Annotated in this window: 12 protein-coding genes and 1 pseudogene; 7 read left to right on the top strand and 6 right to left on the bottom strand. The window is 50.2% G+C overall.

Annotation, left to right across the window (positions count from 1 at the left end):
• Position 1 precedes the first annotated feature (1 nt).
• Positions 2-3,217, bottom strand: coding sequence for a SusC/RagA family TonB-linked outer membrane protein (locus BACPLE_RS02890; RefSeq protein WP_040312347.1), 3,216 nt, complete (start codon positions 3,215-3,217; stop codon positions 2-4).
• A 239-nt stretch (positions 3,218-3,456) separates the two neighbouring features.
• Here BACPLE_RS02890 and BACPLE_RS02885 point away from each other — a divergent pair, with 239 nt between their 5' ends.
• Positions 3,457-7,578, top strand: a complete 4,122-nt coding sequence (locus BACPLE_RS02885; RefSeq protein ID WP_007558770.1) for a hybrid sensor histidine kinase/response regulator transcription factor — start codon at positions 3,457-3,459, stop codon at positions 7,576-7,578.
• A gap of 9 nt (positions 7,579-7,587) precedes the next feature.
• Here the strand turns inward: BACPLE_RS02885 and BACPLE_RS02880 are convergent, their stop codons facing one another.
• The gene (locus BACPLE_RS02880; RefSeq protein WP_007558769.1) at positions 7,588-8,496 is read right to left on the bottom strand and encodes a helix-turn-helix domain-containing protein; all 909 of its coding nucleotides are present in this window, start codon (positions 8,494-8,496) and stop codon (positions 7,588-7,590) included.
• Between the two features lie 212 nt (positions 8,497-8,708).
• Between BACPLE_RS02880 and BACPLE_RS02875 the strand changes: the two genes are divergently transcribed.
• From BACPLE_RS02875 to BACPLE_RS02865, 3 genes are all read left to right on the top strand, one after another.
• Complete coding sequence (locus BACPLE_RS02875; RefSeq protein ID WP_007558765.1) at positions 8,709-9,326, top strand: TetR/AcrR family transcriptional regulator; 618 nt, start codon at positions 8,709-8,711, stop codon at positions 9,324-9,326.
• Between the two features lie 96 nt (positions 9,327-9,422).
• Complete coding sequence (locus BACPLE_RS02870) at positions 9,423-10,169, top strand: NigD1/NigD2 family lipoprotein (RefSeq protein WP_167535713.1); 747 nt, start codon at positions 9,423-9,425, stop codon at positions 10,167-10,169.
• A gap of 127 nt (positions 10,170-10,296) precedes the next feature.
• Complete coding sequence (locus BACPLE_RS02865; protein WP_007558761.1) at positions 10,297-11,466, top strand: iron-containing alcohol dehydrogenase; 1,170 nt, start codon at positions 10,297-10,299, stop codon at positions 11,464-11,466.
• Positions 11,467-11,494: 28 nt separating this feature from the next.
• Here the strand turns inward: BACPLE_RS02865 and BACPLE_RS02860 are convergent, their stop codons facing one another.
• Genes BACPLE_RS02860 through BACPLE_RS02850 form a run of 3 tightly spaced genes read right to left on the bottom strand, consistent with a single transcriptional unit; the run spans position 11,495 to position 13,368 of the window.
• The gene (locus BACPLE_RS02860) at positions 11,495-11,893 is read right to left on the bottom strand and encodes an FKBP-type peptidyl-prolyl cis-trans isomerase (RefSeq protein ID WP_007558759.1); all 399 of its coding nucleotides are present in this window, start codon (positions 11,891-11,893) and stop codon (positions 11,495-11,497) included.
• Positions 11,894-11,938: 45 nt separating this feature from the next.
• Positions 11,939-12,856: an SDR family oxidoreductase gene (locus tag BACPLE_RS02855; protein ID WP_007558757.1), complete on the bottom strand. Its 918-nt coding sequence runs from the start codon at positions 12,854-12,856 to the stop codon at positions 11,939-11,941.
• Positions 12,857-12,876: 20 nt separating this feature from the next.
• The gene (locus BACPLE_RS02850; RefSeq protein ID WP_007558755.1) at positions 12,877-13,368 is read right to left on the bottom strand and encodes a DUF4112 domain-containing protein; all 492 of its coding nucleotides are present in this window, start codon (positions 13,366-13,368) and stop codon (positions 12,877-12,879) included.
• A 118-nt stretch (positions 13,369-13,486) separates the two neighbouring features.
• On the opposite strand from BACPLE_RS02850, the pseudogene BACPLE_RS02845 reads away from it, so the two are divergent.
• Positions 13,487-14,233 (top strand): annotated as a pseudogene (locus BACPLE_RS02845) (MBL fold metallo-hydrolase); the annotation flags it as partial.
• Positions 14,234-14,254: 21 nt separating this feature from the next.
• Positions 14,255-14,629, top strand: a complete 375-nt coding sequence (locus BACPLE_RS19650; protein ID WP_262501080.1) for a (deoxy)nucleoside triphosphate pyrophosphohydrolase — start codon at positions 14,255-14,257, stop codon at positions 14,627-14,629.
• Here BACPLE_RS19650 and BACPLE_RS02835 read toward each other — a convergent pair.
• Entirely contained in the window at positions 14,626-14,934 is a 309-nt protein-coding gene (locus BACPLE_RS02835; RefSeq protein WP_007558748.1) for a DUF3784 domain-containing protein, read from the bottom strand. The genes BACPLE_RS19650 and BACPLE_RS02835 overlap by 4 nt on opposite strands.
• A 117-nt stretch (positions 14,935-15,051) precedes the next feature.
• Between BACPLE_RS02835 and BACPLE_RS02830 the strand changes: the two genes are divergently transcribed.
• The gene (locus BACPLE_RS02830) at positions 15,052-18,171 is read left to right on the top strand and encodes a DEAD/DEAH box helicase (protein ID WP_007558747.1); all 3,120 of its coding nucleotides are present in this window, start codon (positions 15,052-15,054) and stop codon (positions 18,169-18,171) included.
• Positions 18,172-18,238 lie beyond the last annotated feature (67 nt).

Raw genomic sequence — 18,238 nt, 5'->3', positions numbered from 1 at the left:
GTTATAAGGTTACGTTTACGCCACAAGAGAGTGTACGGCTCAGCGGATAAGTCATACCGTTCTGATACAATGCTTCCGGGTCGAAGTTCTTGTTGATGGAAGTACCTGTCCATAAGTTGTCGCCTGAGAAGAATACTCTGACGCGTTCCAGTCCGATTTTGTGAACCCAGGCTTTCGGCAAGGTATAACCGATTTGCAGGTTCTTCAGACGGATATAGGCTGCATTCTGTACGAACTGTGACTGGCTCTGACGGTTCTGGTTAGATTTCCACAGAGGACGCGGATAGTAGGCATTGACATTTGCACCCAACGGGTCGCCTTCCGGACGGAAGAAATCCCAGTGTTCTTTGTATCCGGTAGAAGACCATGCGTCGCCGTCTACACCCCAGAATACCATACCACTCAATAAATAATCACGCTTAGCTACACCCTGGAAGAAGATGCTCAGGTCGAAACCTTTCCATTCAGCACCGATGTTCAAACCGAAACGGAAGCGCGGTGTGTCGTTACCAATCACTTTGCGGTCGCCCGGGTTGTCTACTGTATTCTCACCGTTGGTGATTTTTCCGTCACCGTCGAGGTCGGCATACATCATGTCACCGGCTTTCCATCCTGAAGCAGCCAGTGTGACACCCGGAATGGTGTTCTGGTCTACCTTTTCCAAATGTGCTGCCATTTCTTCGTCAGTCTTGGCCATACCTACAGATTCATATCCCCAGATTTCTCCTAAATACTGTCCGGTGTAATAAGTGGAAAGTGATTTGCTGGCATTAGGGTATTCTGTAATCTTGGTACGTGAATCAGAAAGGTTGAATGCTATGTTGTAGTTTAGTTCACCGATGCGGTCCTGCCAGTTGAGCTGGAATTCCCATCCTTTGGTCCGCAAAGAAGTATTGTTGCGTTTAGGAGCTTCTGCACCTACAATCGGAGAGATTTCCTGTGCCGGTCCTACCATGTCTTTCGTGTCACGGATAAAGTAGTTGAAGTAACCGCTCAGACGGTTGTTGAAAGCACCAAAGTCTACACCGTAGTTATAGCTGTATACACGTTCCCAGGTCAGCAAGGAGCTTACCAGTCCCGGTGCACCTGCAATGTTTGATTTGTTTGCGGCATCCAGCAACCAGCGCCCGCCTGCGTCAGGACTACCTACTGTTACATTCTGAATAGCATAAGTAGGATAGTAAGAATCTGTGTTCTGGTTACCGAGGCTACCGTAAGAGAAACGGGGTTTCAATGTGTTGACCCATTTGCTCAGCGGTTCCCAGAAGGACTCGCGTGCAACGTTCCAACCGATAGATACAGACGGGAATGTAGCCCAGCGGCTATCTGCCTGGAAACGGGAAGAACCGTCACGGCGGATGTTGAACTCAAACAGATAACGTCCGTCAAAGTCGTAGTTCAAGCGGCCGAAATAACCTAAAGAAGACCATTCACCGCGGTAAGCACCGTTGCTCTGTGTACCCGTAGACGTATTGACATCCGGATTGTTGTCGTTCATTACATCTGAACGTTTTGCCCATACGTTGTTGTAACGGTAGCTTTCGCTGTTCATACCGAGCATTACCTTCAAATTATGTTTTTCGAGGAAATTGAGACTATAGTCGGCATAAAGTGAAGTGGTAATCATTGTTTCACGCTGCTGTTCGCTGTAAGCCCATGTCTTACCGGCTGCCAGGTCGGCATCACCACCCAGCCACTGTTCTGGAATAGGATTGTTGTCTTTGTCATAGAGATATACTCTGGCTACATTATAAAGGTGTTCGAAGCTGCCTGTACGCAGAGCCAGGTCACCGTGAATGGTCAGTCCCTTCATCGGGGTCAGAATCAGGCTACCCTGTGTGAAGTAGGTATCATCTTGCGTATTGGAACGTCCGCCTGAAGTCAGCTGCATCAGTTTCGGGTTACGGGTATAGTGACCGTTGTTGTCGTAAAGCGGCATGTTGGGGTGCAGCTTGGTTGTTTCAGCAAAGAAACGGTCACCGTACAGTTTCAGGAAGGTCGGCATACCGATGTCTTCACGAATGAAACGGCTGTTGAATTCCAGACGCATCCATTTGGTGATTTCTGCACTGATGCGGGCACTGGCATTGTAACGTTTCTTGTTGTCGTTTGCGTAGTTCATCTGTCCGTCCTGGCTCAGGAATGCACCTGACACGTAGTATTGTATTTTTTCATTACCACCCGACAAGCTTACGTTATGCTCTTGTCCGAAAGCGGTCTTGTCGATGAAGTTACGTGGCCAGTTCTGGTTGTCATTGGAGTTCTGGTTGAAAGCAAAGCAGTTTCCGTTCTGTGAAAGAGACGGATCGGCAGTGGTAGTAATCTCACCGCGCATGTACTGCTGGATACGATCCATTGTGATGTCCGAGAAGAAGTGTGCTTCACCGGAACCTGTGTTGTCGATGGCACGGTTGAAGTACTGTGCAAAAGTGTAAGCGTCGAGCATGTCGGGGATGTTGGTCGGACGAGACCAGCGCAGGTTGTTAGAGTACGAGATGCTTGTCTTACCCTGCTTTCCTTTCTTGGTCGTAACCAGGATTACACCGAACGGAGCACGAGAACCGTAGATGGCAGCAGAAGCCGCATCCATCAATACCGAGATGTTGTCGATGTCCTGCGGGTTCAACTGGTTCAGGTCGCCTGCTACACCGTCAATCAGCACGAGAGGAGAAGCGCTGGAACCTGTTCCCAAGTTACCTGTACCGCGGATGTTGAAAGAAGGATTGGCATCCAGTTTACCACCGGCATCAGGTATGCTTACATTCAAGCCCGGAACGACACCCTGCAAAGCCTGACCTACAGACGTTACCGGACGAGATTCCAGTTTCTTGTTGTCTACCGAAGCCACGGCCCCGGTCAGGTTCACTTTCTTCTGTGTACCGAAACCTACTACTACCACTTCATCGAGTGTCTGAGTATCTTCCGACAAAGTTACCTGATAAGAAGTCTTTCCTTTTTGTACGGGGATTTCCTGGGTTTGATAACCGATGTAGGAAACTACTAATGTACTTCCTGAGGCAACGTTGTTCAGCTGGAAGTTTCCGTCCAGGTCGGTGATACAACCGTTGCTTGTACCTTTAACTACTACTGAAGCTCCGATGATAGGCTCGTTCAGTTTTTTGTCTGTAACAATTCCGGAGATGCTCACCTGTTGCGCTTGCAGTGGTAATAGTCCTGCCAGCAAGGCTATGAGCAGAGAGATGAATTGTGTTTTCATGTGACTCATGGTTTTAAGATTAAAGTTTATATATAGATGGTTAAACAAGTTGGCAGGTTTCCTGTCGCAAATCTCCGAAATAAATGGTGTAAGGGCAGCGGGTAAACGTTGCATTAACAGTCGGTATTCTTCTTATCTGCGTTTTTATGGGGGTAAAAACTGTTTTTTTACCGGTATTCTGACTTTTTAGACAAGATTTTTGTTTCTTTGCGTAACCATTATATAGCTTAATCTGAGAAATGAAAAATATATACTGCCTGCTCATTGTATCTTTCCTTTGTATTTTCTCGCTTCTTCCGGCGGGTGCACAGACACTTTCCGAGAAGGATTTTCAGGTACTGAACATGAACGATGGATTGTCGGACAACGACATTCATTCCGTGGCAAAGGATACGGAAGGATTCATGTGGTTCGGAACCGGAAGCGGACTGAACCGTTACGACGGACGTACCTTCAAAGTGTTCCGGATGCCGGGAATTTTTTACCGGAGAATTGACAGGGTGGTATCGCTGGATACGGATTACCTGCTTCTTCGTTCGGAACAGAACTTGTTTTTGTTCGACAAGAAATACGAACGCTTTCTTCCCGTATGCGATTCGGTGAGCAAACAGCCAGTGATGTTTGCCGACTTTGTAGCCGGTTCTGGGGGCAGCTGCTGGGGCGTATCTTCCAGCGAATTGTCGGAGGTGACTTTTCCGTCCTCCTATGTGCAGGACACAGCGTTTGTTTCTGTGCGTCATGTGGTGAACAATTTACAAAGCGATCCGTTTGTGGTACTGTGTATGGCAGAAGATGGTAAAGCGTTATATTGTGCAAGCCGGAATGGAACGGTCTATCGTTTTACCCCCGGGCAAAAGCAGTTGAAGAAAGTTTGTGACGGGCAGTTGTCGTCTAGTAAGTGGGTTTCCTCTGTACTGAACGATGATTCGTTTATCTGGATTTCTACTGTGGGTGACGGGTTGTATGGTTATGATCTGACAAACGGAAAGTTGCATCACTGGCAGTATATTTCAGAAAGAATGGGGGAGCAGCTGTCGCATAACGATGTCTTTCGTTTGCTCCCGATAGGAAATTCCCGGTACCTGGCCGTGACCTGGAACGGATATACTTTGTTGAGCCTTACGCCGGAACGGGAAATCAAGTTGCGCGATTTTCAGTCTTTCCTTCATAACGGGAAACAATATTTCGAAACACGCATGATTTCGGGCTATTACGACGAGGAAGGATTGCTGTGGATTGGCACCGAAGGAGGAGGGGTGCTGTTTTCCGACCTGCGCCAGCTGTTTTATCACCAGTATGCACAGACACGTTCCAATGAGATCTGTGGCATCCAGATGGATGAAGAAGGTTACGTCTGGCTGGCTACGTTTCATAAGGGCGTGTTGCGGAGCACGCAGCCTTTTGACGTATCGCATTCGCTGTCGTTTGAATCATTTGATACCGGTATTCCCGGCCTGAAAACCGTGCTTTGTAGTTCGTCGGACAAGAATGGAGGTTTCTGGTTCGGCACGCAGGACGGACGGGTGCTTCGTTACGGAAAAGACCGGAAATGGGATGACATGCGGATTGGCACTCCTGGACAGCCTTCTCCGGTGGTATGGAGCCTGCTTATGGTTTCGGACGAACAGTGCTGGGCGGGTACCAGCGACGGGTTATACTGGGTGGACTTTCAGCAGGGAACTTCAACGCGCGTCAGCTGGAATAATCCGCAAATTCCGGATCATATCCATATACGTGCGTTGGCAGCCGGTGATAATCAGACTTTATGGCTGGGAACCGGAAGAGGTTTGCTTCGGCTGTGGATGAGTGGAACCAAGGTGCTGCGGACACATGCCGGATACGAAGCCAGAGCCGGTATGCCGGATACGGAAATCGAAGTCCGTGCCTTGCTGTATGGGACAGACAAGAAACTGTGGGCGGGATACGCCGGAAGCGGTCTGGTGGCCTGTTCGCCGGAAGGAGACAGCATCCTGACCCGCTATACCACCGCCCAGGGTTTGTGCAGCAATTTTGTGACCACGCTGGCCGAAGACAACGACTACTCTCTTTGGGTAGGTTCCAACTCCGGCATTTCCCGTCTGAGCCGTCACTTGCAGTCATTCTATAACTATTATATTTCGGGAAGCAACCGCTCTGTCTTTTTCGGCAAGGACTTCCTTTTCTGGGGAAACCACAGCATGCTGACCTATTTTCGTCCTTCCGACCTTCGCTTTAATTATCCGAAGGAAAAGGGACGGGTGATTTTTACCGACCTGGAAGTGAACCACACCCCCGTGCAAATCGGGCAGAAGGTCAACGGGCAGGTGGTGTTGCCTCAGTCGCTCCTTTATACCTCCGAACTGCACCTGACGCATGAAAACCGCAGTTTCTCTCTGTTGTTTACCAATCTGCTCTATCTGACCAAACTCCAGAAATACCTTTTCCGCCTGTATCCTTATCAGGAGGATTGGATTATGGCCGATGAAGGAGAAAAAATTTCGTACGACCGTCTGCCGGCCGGTACCTATACCTTTCAGGTGAAGACCATTTTCCAGGACCAGAGTGAAGGGGATGTCAGTAGCCTGAAAGTGGTGATTGCTCCTCACTGGAGCGAAACCCTCTGGTTCCGTCTGCTTGTGGCGGCTGGCCTGATTAGTATCGTGCTGATTTACCTGCATCGTGTGCGGTTGAAGCAAAAGCGGATACAATACGAACTGCGTCTAGAACACGAACTGTTTACGGTCAATATGGAACGTAACAAGGAAGTGGAACTTCGCAAGGAGCGTGAGGCTTTCTTCACGATGGCAGCCCATGAACTGCGCACTCCGCTTACCCTTATCTTGTCTCCGCTGCGTGAATTGCTCTCCAAAATTACACCCGCACATCCGTTTTATAGTCGTCTGTCCGTCATGTTCAAGTATGCCGAAGGACTGCATACCCTTACCGACCGTTTGCTGTATATCCAGAAAGCAGAAGCGGGCATGGTGAAGTTGCGTCTGTCTGCGGTAGACGTGCTATCCTTGATGAGGGATGTGGCAGAAGGTTTTCAGCCGCTGGCAGCCGAACGCCGGATAACGTATGCATGGGTGCAGGGGGCGGAACATGTCACAATATGGGCCGACCGGGAGAAACTTTCATCAGTCATCCAGAACCTGATTTCGAATGCCTTTAAATACACACCCGAAGGAGGAAAAATCAGCCTTTCGGTAGAACGGAAGGAGTTCGACCAGAAACCTTTCTGCTGCATTTCGGTGACGGACACCGGAAAGGGAATAGATGCCAGATTGTTGCAACACATTTTTGAGCCTTTCGTAACCGGTGATGCAGATCCGGCAGTTTCTACCCGCATGGGAGTGGGACTGAAAATCGTGAAGCACATCGTGGAAATGCATCACGGACGAGTGAACGTGGAGAGTGAACCGGGAAAAGGAACATCGTTCGCTGTGTACCTGCCCGAAGGAAAATCGCATTTCGAAGAAGACGACTGCACGTGGGATGAAACTCCGGACACGGATGATAAAGAAAAGGGAAGAGAAAGTATCTCAGACCTGATGCTGTTGCCGGAAGCGGAAGAGACCTCACAGAAAACGGAGGAAGAACGTACCGCCGCCCGTCAGACGGTGCTTATCATAGAAGACAATACCGACATGCGCCGTTACCTGCGCGACCTGATGAAGAAACACTATCGGGTACTGGAAGCGGAGAACGGAGAAGAGGGAGTGAAGGTGGCCGTGGAACAGGTGCCCGACCTGGTACTGTCGGATGTGATGATGCCGGTGATGGATGGCTTTACCTGCTGTGCCGAGCTGCGCAAGCGGAAGGAAACGGCTCACATTCCCATTCTGCTGCTTACGGCCAAAGCAGAAGATAAGGACAGTGTGGAAGCTTCTTATCGTGGAGCTGACGACTATGTGCGTAAACCGTTCAATCCGGAGGTGCTGCTGGCCAAGGTGGCCCATCTGCTCGACATGCGCCGTCGCCTGAAGCAGATTTACACCCGTACGCTGCTACATGCTTCTTCCGTATCGGCAGAGAAGCCTGAAGGCACCGAAAGTGAGTTCATGCAACAGGTGCTGTCGTGCATCGAGGGCCATGCCAGCAATCCGGAGTTCAATGTCAAGGTGCTGGCCGGAGAACTCCACATGAGTCAGGCTACGCTCTACCGCAAACTGAAGCAGCACACCGACCTGTCGGCTGTGGAACTGATTCGCCACATCCGCATGACGCAGGCCGCATTCCTGCTGATGGAAACCAGTCTCCCGGTCACGGAGGTAGCCGAGCGCGTGGGCTTCAATGACCTGCCCACGTTCCGCAAGCATTTCACGGACATGTTCGGCGTGTCTCCTTCCAAGTATGCGGAAGATAATCAGAAGAACAAGTAAAAAGACGGTTCAGCCCCTTTGCAGCGTTCTGTATTCATTGGGGCTGTGACCTACCACCCGCTTGAACATGCGGCTCATGTGCTGCGGATACTGGAAGCCCAGACTGTAGGCAATCTCACTCATGGGCTTGGTGGTAGAAAGCAGCATGTCCTTGGCTCTTTCCACTACCTTTGACTGGATGTATTCGGAAGCCGTCTTACCCGTCTGCTTACTGATCATGTCGCCGAAATAGTTAGGCGAGAGGAATACCCGTTCAGCAAAATATTTCACCGTAGGCAATCCTTCTTCCTGAGGTGTCTGTCCGTCGAAGTACTCATCCAACAGCTGCTCAAAGCGTACGATGATGTCCTTGTTGGAGGCTTCGCGTGTGGTGAACTGCCGCTCATAGAAACGCATGCAGTAATCCAGCAGCAGTCCGATGTTGGCCGTAATCAGCCGCCGGCTGTGCTTGTCGGCAGGACGTCTCAGCTCCGTATCGATTTTATGCAGGCAGTCTATTACCGTGTGCCGTTCTTCTTCCGAGAGGTGCAAGGCTTCGCGGGCTTCGTAAGAGAAGAAAGAATAATTCCGGATGTCGTGTCCCAGTTGGGTACCGCGAATAAAATCCGGATGGAAGAGCAGTCCGTATCCGGTGGGACGCGTTCCTTCCTGTGCGTGGATGGAAGCCACTTGTCCCGGTGCAAAACAGACAATGGTTCCTTCCTGGTAGTCGTAAGGCTGTCGGCCGTAGGTAATGTCTCCGCAGAGCGTATCTTTCAGAAACAAGGCATAGATGCCATAATTTATGGTAAATGGCTGTGCAGGCTGAGTAATCTTTGAAAGGTCTACCACGGTAACCATGGGATGATACGTCTCCACTTTGAAGAATTTGTTGTATTTATCCACTGTATCCAGTTCTATCACTTCTTCTTTCATCATCGGTCAATTTTATTTTCAGGCAAATGTAATACTTATTCTCGGGAATACCTACAGCGTGTGGCAGATTCAAGGAATGTGAACAAACCGGAAGGCGTATTCAAAAAAAGTTTAAACGCTTGTCCGGGCCGTGAAGGTGACAAAAGAAAAACGGTATGGAACAAACGAGTTTCTGCAAAATCCCGTGATATTTGTCCAAACGAAAACAAGAAATTATGGACCCACGAGTGTTGAGAAGAAAGATTATCCGGACAGCCTCAGGCTGCTTCCACAAGAACGGAATAAAGGCCACTTCCATGAACAGCATATCCGAAGCGCTGCACATTTCCAAACGGACGCTTTATCAGGTATTCTTGAGCAAGAGTGAACTGCTGGAAGCCTGTGTGTCTTTTCAGATAGAAAAAAGCAGAAAGCAGATAGAAGAGAAATGCCGCACGCTGAATTGTCTGGAGGCCATTGTCTATCTGAACTATCAGACGTATGCCCTTTCGGGAATCTTGTCGGCCGATTTTTGCCGGGAGATTGTGAAATACCCGGAAGCCCTGGCACTTTTCAGCCGGGAATACCGTGAACCTCTGCATGAGAAGTGTGCCAGCCTGTTCCGTGAAGCCCAGCAGAAAAAACTGATACAGCCGGAAAGCAATTTTGAGCTGGCTTTCATGTTTTTTGAAAACACCTTGCTTTATGCACTTTTTGCCCCTTATGAGGAACCGAAGCGTGCCCTTACGTATAGCAATGCCGTGCTGACCTATCTGGCGGGCGTTTGTACCGCCGAAGGAAGAAAGGAGCTACACCGCATGACCGCATCGGGCGAATTGCAGCCGGCAGTGTAAATAGTGTTTGCGAGGGAGGAATAAACGGAAAATTTTAAGGAACTTCATTTGTATAATTTAACCGGAATGATTATGGACTGTAAGGATCAAAAAAAAATGTGGAAGTCCGGCATGACACTTCTGGCATGTTTATCGTTTGCCTTGTTCTCCTGCTCGGACGATGAGAAAAAAGTGTATGTCTATTCTCCTCATGTATCGTATGCGGTCAGCATGGGAGAAGCCAGTGATGGAAACATCATGACCGACAAGGGAAATGTGCTGGTTCCCGACGAGTCTTCCGTGGGGCACGACCTGACGGACGGGGAGCGGGTGTTTGTCAATTGCAGCGTGCTGGAACGGGAAGATGAGCATACTTACCGTGTCAGAATCAACAAGTATTACCAGTTGCTGACGAAAGAGATGGTACGTGCTTCTGTCTCGGACGACGAAGAACTGGGAAACGACCCGGTAGAAGTCAAGGCAGCCTGGTTTGGCGGAGGGTATCTCAACGTGCGTCTTGGGCTGGAGTATAATCCGTCATCCGGTACTTCACATCTGATAAACATGGTCTATGATGATGTGAAAAGTACGTCCGATACCCTTTACCTGACTTTGAGACACAATGCTTTTGCCGATACCGTCCGGACGGAGATAGGCACGGCGACTGCTTCTTTCAATCTGGAGAACGTGGTGGGCGAGACCACAAAGGAGAAGGTTTATGTACGGCTTCGCTGGCAATGGTATGCTCCCGGGGGAAGACTGGTGACCTGGGAGGATAAGGGCTATTACTACACTTCCTCCACAGAAGAAGGAGAGGAGAGCGGCGAACCGGAAGAATCGGAAAATAGTGTAAACATACAATGATGGGACTTATGAAAAAGAGATAAATCGAGCATTGGGGTAGAAACATCGGTAATTTGTATCATTGTCTATGGTTTCTTTTGCGTAATTTTGCCACATCCATAATTAAAATGACAAAAAGGAACAAACAATGAAGAACTTTGACTATCAAACCCCGACCCGTCTGATTTTTGGCCGGGATGTAGTGGCTGGACTGCCAGAGGTGATGCGCCCGTTCGGACGTCGCATCCTGTTGACATACGGTGGCGGAAGCATCAAGCGTATCGGCCTGTACGACCGCGTGAAAGAACTGTTGAAAGACTTTGAAATCTTTGAACTGGGTGGCATCGAGCCGAACCCCAAATACTCTACCAGTGTAGTGGAAGGCGTACGCATCTGCAAGGAACAGCAGATTGACGTGATTCTTTCTGTGGGTGGCGGTTCGGTACTCGACTGTTCGAAAGCCATTGCCGGAGGTGCCAAATACGACGGCGAGACCTGGGACCTGATTATCGGAAAGGCTCCTACACTGGCTGCACTGCCGATTGTGGACATCCTTACCCTGGCCGCTACGGGCAGTGAGTACGATGCCGGAGGAGTTATCTCCCGTACGGAGACCAACGACAAGGTGGCCTATATCGACCCGCATCTGTTCCCGGCCTGCTCTTTCCTTGACCCGACCTATACCTTCACGGTCAATGCCAAGCATACGGCAGCAGGAGTGGCCGATGCCATCAATCATGTGATGGAACAGTATTTCACTCATGCCTCCAATTCCGTGGCCGACGGTTTCTGTGAAACATTGGTAAAGACTCTGATGAAATATGCTCCGATTGCACTAGAGAAACCGGACGATTACGAAGCACGTGCTGAAATCATGTATGCCTGCACCTTTGGCTGCAACGGCCTGCTGGCCCTCGGTACCGGCGGCTCTCCCTGGCCTATGCACGGCATCGAACATGCCCTGTCGGGATATTATGACATTACGCACGGAGAAGGTCTGGCCATCATCACACCGCACTGGATGCGCCACGTACTCAACGAGCGCACACAGGAACGCATCGTGAAATTTGGTGTGAACGTGTTCGGACTGGCAGCCGATCAGGCTCCGTCGGAAATTGCCGAGCAGACCATCGCACGTACCGCACAATTTTTCAAGAGTCTGGGCATGCCGATGACCCTGCGTGAGGTAGGCATTGACGATTCCCGTCTGGAAGAAATGGCACACCACATTGCCGTGAATGAGGGACTGGACGCACCGGGCACGTTTGCTCCGCTGGACGAACAGGACATTCTTTCTATTCTGAAAGCTGCATTGTAAGATAAAGATAATTCGGAATAGCCTGCACTCAGGCTATTCCAAACAATTCAATCTCAAAAATCAGGGTGGAGCCGCCGGGGATGCCGGGCTGTGAGAACTTTCCGTATCCCATTTCCGACGGGATGTACACCTCCCATTTGTCGCCCACACACATCTGCTGCATGGCGATAATCCATCCCTCAATCAGGTCGCTCAGGCGGAAGGCTACAGGCGCACCGCTGCGGCTGCTGTCAAACTTCTTGCCGTTGATGGTCCATCCCGTGTAGTGCGCGGTGACGATACTCCGCGGTGTGGGATGCTTGCCGTCGTTCTTGCCCGATGCCAGCACCTTGTAATAAATACCCTTCGGGAGCGGCATTACTCCCTCTTCCTTTGCCTTTTCGGCCAGCCAGTCCTTGTTGGCCTGCATGTATTCTTTCTTTCCCATGATGAATGATTTTGGCGTAAAGGTACGTATTTTCCGGAAACCATTCTATCTCTTTCGTGAGGAATCGTCCTGTAGCATGCTTCTGACACCTTCTTCGAAAGTAAGCGGACGGTAACCCAGTTCCCTTCGGGCCTTTTCAATACTCAGTCCGCTGAACCGGGGACGAGGTGTCTTTTCCTGCATCGCTGCCGTGTGTACCGGAAGGATAAGCGAACGGTCCAGCCCCAATGTGTCGGCTGTGCGTAATGCCATGTCGGCCACAGTCATGCATTCTCCGCCACAGATGTGATAAATGCCGCAGACCGGTTGTTCGATAAGTTTCTCAACGCCTTGCACCACATCCCCCACGTATGTCGGCGTGCGCCACTGGTCGTCTGCTACCCGTATCTCCTGGTGGTTTTGCAGGCGGTTGATGACCAGTGATACGATGTTGCCGTGCTGTCCCGGATAAGGAGCGCCATACACCACCACGATACGTGCAATGGCATAGTCCCGGCAAAGAGAAGCCACCACCTTCTCGCTTTCCCATTTCGTGCGTCCGTAATAATTGACGGGAGAGGGAGTATCTGCTTCGGTATACAACCGGCTGGTATCTCCGCCAAACACGAAGTCCGTGGAAAGGTGGATAAGCCGGCAATGATGTTTCTCACAGCTTTGCGCCAGCCATCTCACTGCCTCTACGTTCACGGCCTGAGCTTCGGCGTGATGCGTTTCCGCATAATCTGTGGCCGACATGGCCGCCGTATGGACCACGACGTCCGGTTGTACTTCTTCCATCAGTTTCTCTACCTCTTCTTCATGGGTAATGTCCGTTTGGATGAAACGGTATCCGCATGCAGGCGGACAAATGTCGGGATGCAACGAGCAGCCGGTAATCTGCCAGTCGGTCTTTGGGGCAAAAGCGTGCAGCAGGTGACGCCCCGTAAATCCGTTGGCTCCTATAATCAGTATTTTCTTGTTCATGACTTATGAATGAGTTGTTTTTAGAATAATCCTTGAATCCATCCCCACAGTTCGGAAGTCAGGTAGACCGCCAGTCTGGCCACCCAGTAGATAATTACGCACAGCACCAGGATGCCTGCGGCTGTCAGTATGGCCTTGCGGTTCACTTCCTGAATCACCTCCTTGTCACCTTCCACGAAACCCACAATCAACCGGTAGTTTTTCGCGTACGAACGGCTGAAAATATCCAGCAGGTCGCCAATCCAGAGCGGAATGATACCCAGCATCATGTCCACCAGCATATTGTAGAGGATGGCCAGGGTGAGGGGAATGGACTTGATTTTGAACAGCGACACCGTGAGAAAGGGCAGTGTCATGGCCGAAGAGAAAATGTCGCCCGCCGTTGGAAAAAACAGTCCGACGAGAGGGTCGAGGTAGTATCGGTCCATCACATTCTTGATGGTTCTTATCAGCCGGTAAAGCGGGTCGTTTTCCCACTGCATGCGTTTTATGTCTTGTTTCGTACTCTTCATGCGGCAACTTGTTTGGCACAAAGATACGAATATTTTGGACGTGTCTTTTTCTGCCTTTTAAGTAATATCGTGCTTTCCGGCAAAAACGCTATCTTTGCACAAATTATTCAAGCAGCCTATGCAACTCACCTATATCTTCCATAGCGGCTTTTCCCTCGAAACCGACCGCTGCATCCTCGTGTTCGACTACTGGATGGACCCTGCCGGCGTGATGCCCCGTCTGTTGCAGTCGCCCAAGTCCTTGTACGTCTTCTCCAGTCATTTCCATGAAGACCATTTCAACCGCGACATCTTCTCCTGGCGGACCCGGAAAGCGAACGTGCGCTACATCCTTTCGAAAGACATCCTGAAACACCGTCGGGCGCAGAAGGAAGAAGCCGACGCCTGGCTGGGGAAAGGTGCTACGTGGGAAGACGAACTCCTCCGCGTGACGGCCACCGGAAGCAACGACAGCGGTGTGTCGTGGGTGATAGAGACCGACGGCAAGCGTATCTTCCATGCCGGCGACCTGAACAACTGGTACGCCCGTTTCCTGACCGACGATTATCATGGGGGACTGGTCTACAGCCCCGACTTCGGCATCTACATTGACCCTGCCAAAGAAGAAAAGCGTTTCCTGGGCGAGCTGAAAGACATCCGCAAGCTCACCGACCGTTTTGACGTGGTGATGTTTCCCGTAGACGGGCGCATCGGCAACGGCTACACCCGCGGAGCCCGTCAGTTCCTCGACGTGTTCCGTACCGGTCTGTTCGTGCCCATGCATTTCGTGGCCAGCGGTTTCGAATCAGCCTGGCGGATGAAAGAGTTTACCGACGCCAAGTCCGTCCCGTTCTGGTGCATCTGTCGGGAAGGAGAGTGCTGTGAAGTAAAGAAACACATCGAGGTAGTGGCAGCAGTGATGGTGCGCGACGGAAAGTACTTCGCCACCCAGCGCGGCTATGGCGAGTTCAAAGACTATTGGGAATTTCCCGGCGGAAAGGTAGAGCCGGGCGAGAGCAGGAAAGAGGCTCTGGTGCGTGAAATCCGCGAGGAACTGGACACCGACATCCGGGTGGATGCCTTCCTCACCACGGTAAACTGTGAGTATCCGTTGTTCCACCTCACGATGCATTGCTACCGCTGTTCGGTCGTTTCCGGCAGTCTGGTGCTGAAAGAGCATGAGAGTGCCGCCTGGCTGAGGCTGGAAGAACTGGACAGCGTGGCGTGGCTCCCAGCCGATGTGGAGGTGGTGAAGGAGATTATCGCCCAGACATCCCGTTAGTTGTGGTCGTACCGTTGGCCACCGGCCAGCAGATAGATTACCCCTATTATGGGTACTACTATGGAGCTGATGTTGATGGCCGACGCTTCGTCCATGAACAGCCGTAGAAGCAGGTAGCTCACGAAGACTAGTACGCCGATTGCGCAGAACACACGGCACATGAAGGCTTTGAGCCCTTTGACGTCGACTTTTTTCTGTTGCTCGGGCGTCATGGTGTTGTATCCTGCAATGAGTTTGGGGAATCTCCAGACGAGGAATCCGAGCAGGATGAAGAAGGCTGAAAAGATGGGTATGAATGAGTTCATAATATCCAATGATTTATATTCACAAAGATAAAGTTTTTCGGGATTCTTTCTAAAAATATGTCAGTTAGTTTCATTTTATTTTGTACTTTCAGCATGAAATTCTGAAATCAGCAAGCGATGTTAAAGAAAGGAATCTACGAGAATATTATCAATCAGGAAGTTGAACGAGATATACAGGAGGCTGAATCCCAGCAGTTGGTTTGCCTGCGCGAACAAATAGACGCGGCCGAATCCCCTAAGATTTTAGCGGATTATCTGGCAAAAGCCATCCGGCAGAAACTGGAAGACACGGAAGATATGCACGACCGGATGACACTGGTCAACCGGATATTGGCCGAGTACGGGCTTGTGGAAGAAGTGCAGATAGCCGACACTTCCAACCTCTTGATGGAGGTGATGACCCAGCAAAAGAACCTCCTGCAAAAGCACAGTCGTTCAGAAACCGTCCGCCCACAATCCGGTTTCCGGGTGAGCAACCTGTTTACGGGTGGAAACAGTGTCCTTTCATTGGGCGAGGAAATTCGACGGGAAATTACCAGTGCCGACGAGATTTATTTTATTGTTTCTTTTCTGAAGCTCTCCGGTGTGCGCTTGCTGTTGGATGACTTGAAGAAGTTCTGCCAACGCGAAGGCACCCGCTTACGCATCATCACCACAACTTATTGCGGGGCGACCGAGACTAAGGCCGTGCAGCAACTTGCCGAACTACCTCATACGGAAATTCATATTTCTTATCAAACCGACATCGAACGTCTCCATGCCAAGGCTTACATTTTTGTGCGTAATTCCGGCATGCACACTGCCTATATCGGTTCGTCCAACCTGTCTAAGTCGGCACAGACCGACGGATTGGAATGGAACATGCGCGTGACGAGTGTAGAAAATCCGCACATCATCAAGACCGCGCTGGCCACCTTCGACTTGTACTGGAACAGCCCGAACTTTGAAGATTTCCGGCTAGGAGGCATTGAAAAGTTCCAACAGGAATTGCATCGCAACACCTTCAAAGGAAAACCGGATACTTTCGTGTACCAACGCTATTCTTTGCTCCCACACCAGAAGCAGATTTTAGATAAACTGAAAGTAGAGCGTGAGGAGTGTGGCAACTTCCGTAACCTGGTTGTGGCGGCCACTGGTACGGGAAAGACCGTGATTTCCGCTTTCGATTATCAGTCCTTCTGCCAACAGCAGACAGGAGTAGGGCGGACCAGTCGCATCCTGTTCACCGCCCATCGTGAAGAAATCCTTCGCCAGTCCTTACACACCTACCGCAGCGTGTTGCAAGACGCCAATTTCGGCACGTTGTGGGTCGGTAATGAAGCTCCTCAAACCGAGGCCGACTATGCCCATCTGTTTGTCTCTATCTCCATGTTCAACTCACGGTTTGAAGCCCTGTTTTCGCAGCTCCCGGCCGATTATTACGACTACATCGTCATCGACGAAGCTCATCATAGCCAGGCCGACAGCTATCGGAAACTCTTTTCGCATTTTCATCCTCAATTGTTGATTGGACTTACCGCCACCCCGGAACGTATGGACGGAAAAGACCTTCGCCCGGATTTTGGCGGACGCATCAGTGCCGAGATACGCCTTCCGCAAGCCCTTCAGGCCGGATTGCTGACTCCCTTCCAATACCTGTGCGTGACCGATGACACTGACCTGACTGATGATTCCCTCTGGAACGGACAACGTTATGTTATCGACCGACTGGCCGACAAACTGTGCGTACCCGAACGGGCACAACACATCGTAGATGCCTTACACCGTTACCTGGCCGATGAATACACCTGTCGTGCTCTGTGCTTCTGCGTCAATAAGAAACATGCCGACTTTATGGCCCTTCAGCTCCAGAAATACGGATTCAATGCAAAAAGCCTGACTTCCGATACGCCGCAACCGCAACGTAAGCAACTGGCAGAAGACCTTCGTAACGGGCTGGTGCACTACCTGTGTGTGGTCGACATCTTCAATGAAGGAGTTGATATACCCGAAGTAGATACGGTACTTTTCCTCCGTCCTACAGACAGTTTGACCATCTTCCTGCAACAGTTGGGCCGTGGTCTCCGTCTTTCTCCAGGGAAGACCGAACTCACCGTCCTCGATTTTGTGGCACAAGCTCATAAGAAGTATGATTTCGCTTCAAAATTTCGTGCCCTTACTCTGCGTCCCGAAAAGAATATTGCCCAGCAGATAGCGAACGGTTTCACCCTTTTGCCTACTGGGTGCAGCATTATTATGGAAAAGCAGGCCCGACAATACATCTTAGAGAACATTCAGCAAGCCATCTACAACAAAAATCGCCTGGTGAAAGAAATCAATTCCTACACCACGCTGCCCACGCTTACCCAATTCCTGGAGAATAATGGACAAGACATCCGTGTGGTATATGTGGGTAACAATTGTTGGACCTCCCTCAAACGGGCCGCAGGGCGTATCTCTTATACCGATGATGCGATTACCCGACGCCTGGAGAAAGGCATGGGCAATCTGATACATCATAACACCGTCTCTTACTTGCATTTCGTGGCCGATTTCCTGTCGGGCAGTAAACGTTATATGGACGAAGACAAGCGTCTGTATGCCACTATGCTTTACTATAATCTCTATCAGGAGCGAATCGACAAAACCGAGCTGAAAGAAATGGGCATGTATCAGGCGTTGGCTTTACTGCATGATGACCGTTATCGGTATTTCAAGCAAGAAGCTGCTGAAATCGTGTCTTACTTGTTGTCACATTTGGAAATTACCACCACACCGCTTGGCCCTGAGGTATTACCTTGCATTGAACTTTATGGATGCTATACCCGTGAGGAGATATTCACTTTGGTTGGACGGCAAACTGAAGAGAAAAGAATGTCAGGTTCGGTGTCTGGTGTGTTCAATTTGCCAGAATACGATGCCACCTTGCTCTTTGTCACCCTGAACAAATCCGACAAAGATTTTTCACCTTCTACGCAATACGATGATTATGTCATCAATAAGGATTACTTCCATTGGCAGTCCAAGAATACTGACTCCCATCACAACCGTGGAGGACGGATTTACACTGAGCAACCGCAGCGGCATAACAAGATTGTGCTCTTTGTGCGTGAGGAAAAGAAAGACGGTTTTGGAAACACTTGTCCTTTCCATTGTTTCGGCCTTGTGGACTATGTTTCTTCGCATGGTGATTTCCCCATGAACATCACCTGGAAACTGGAGAAACCAGTGATGCCGCAATACCTGAAAGTGGTATAAAAATAGGGAATGAGCTTCTTGAAATTTAGAAGGCAAATCCTTGCTTTTTCTTAAAAAATGAGTTAAA

Source organism: Phocaeicola plebeius DSM 17135, assembly GCF_000187895.1.
GTDB lineage: Bacteria > Bacteroidota > Bacteroidia > Bacteroidales > Bacteroidaceae > Phocaeicola > Phocaeicola plebeius.
This window is presented reverse-complemented; position numbering and strand designations above follow the sequence as displayed.

Bases quoted from the DNA above. Each gene is read 5' to 3' on its own strand.
- BACPLE_RS02865 (WP_007558761.1), top strand. From the start codon at position 10,297: ATGAAGAACTTTGACTATCAAACCCCGACCCGTCTGATTTTTGGCCGG.
- BACPLE_RS02890 (WP_040312347.1), bottom strand. From the start codon at position 3,217: ATGAAAACACAATTCATCTCTCTGCTCATAGCCTTGCTGGCAGGACTA.
- BACPLE_RS02875 (WP_007558765.1), top strand. From the start codon at position 8,709: ATGGACCCACGAGTGTTGAGAAGAAAGATTATCCGGACAGCCTCAGGC.
- BACPLE_RS02855 (WP_007558757.1), bottom strand. From the start codon at position 12,856: ATGAACAAGAAAATACTGATTATAGGAGCCAACGGATTTACGGGGCGT.
- BACPLE_RS02860 (WP_007558759.1), bottom strand. From the start codon at position 11,893: ATGGGAAAGAAAGAATACATGCAGGCCAACAAGGACTGGCTGGCCGAA.
- BACPLE_RS02850 (WP_007558755.1), bottom strand. From the start codon at position 13,368: ATGAAGAGTACGAAACAAGACATAAAACGCATGCAGTGGGAAAACGAC.
- BACPLE_RS02885 (WP_007558770.1), top strand. From the start codon at position 3,457: ATGAAAAATATATACTGCCTGCTCATTGTATCTTTCCTTTGTATTTTC.
- BACPLE_RS02830 (WP_007558747.1), top strand. From the start codon at position 15,052: ATGTTAAAGAAAGGAATCTACGAGAATATTATCAATCAGGAAGTTGAA.
- BACPLE_RS02880 (WP_007558769.1), bottom strand. From the start codon at position 8,496: ATGATGAAAGAAGAAGTGATAGAACTGGATACAGTGGATAAATACAAC.
- BACPLE_RS02870 (WP_167535713.1), top strand. From the start codon at position 9,423: ATGTGGAAGTCCGGCATGACACTTCTGGCATGTTTATCGTTTGCCTTG.
- BACPLE_RS02835 (WP_007558748.1), bottom strand. From the start codon at position 14,934: ATGAACTCATTCATACCCATCTTTTCAGCCTTCTTCATCCTGCTCGGA.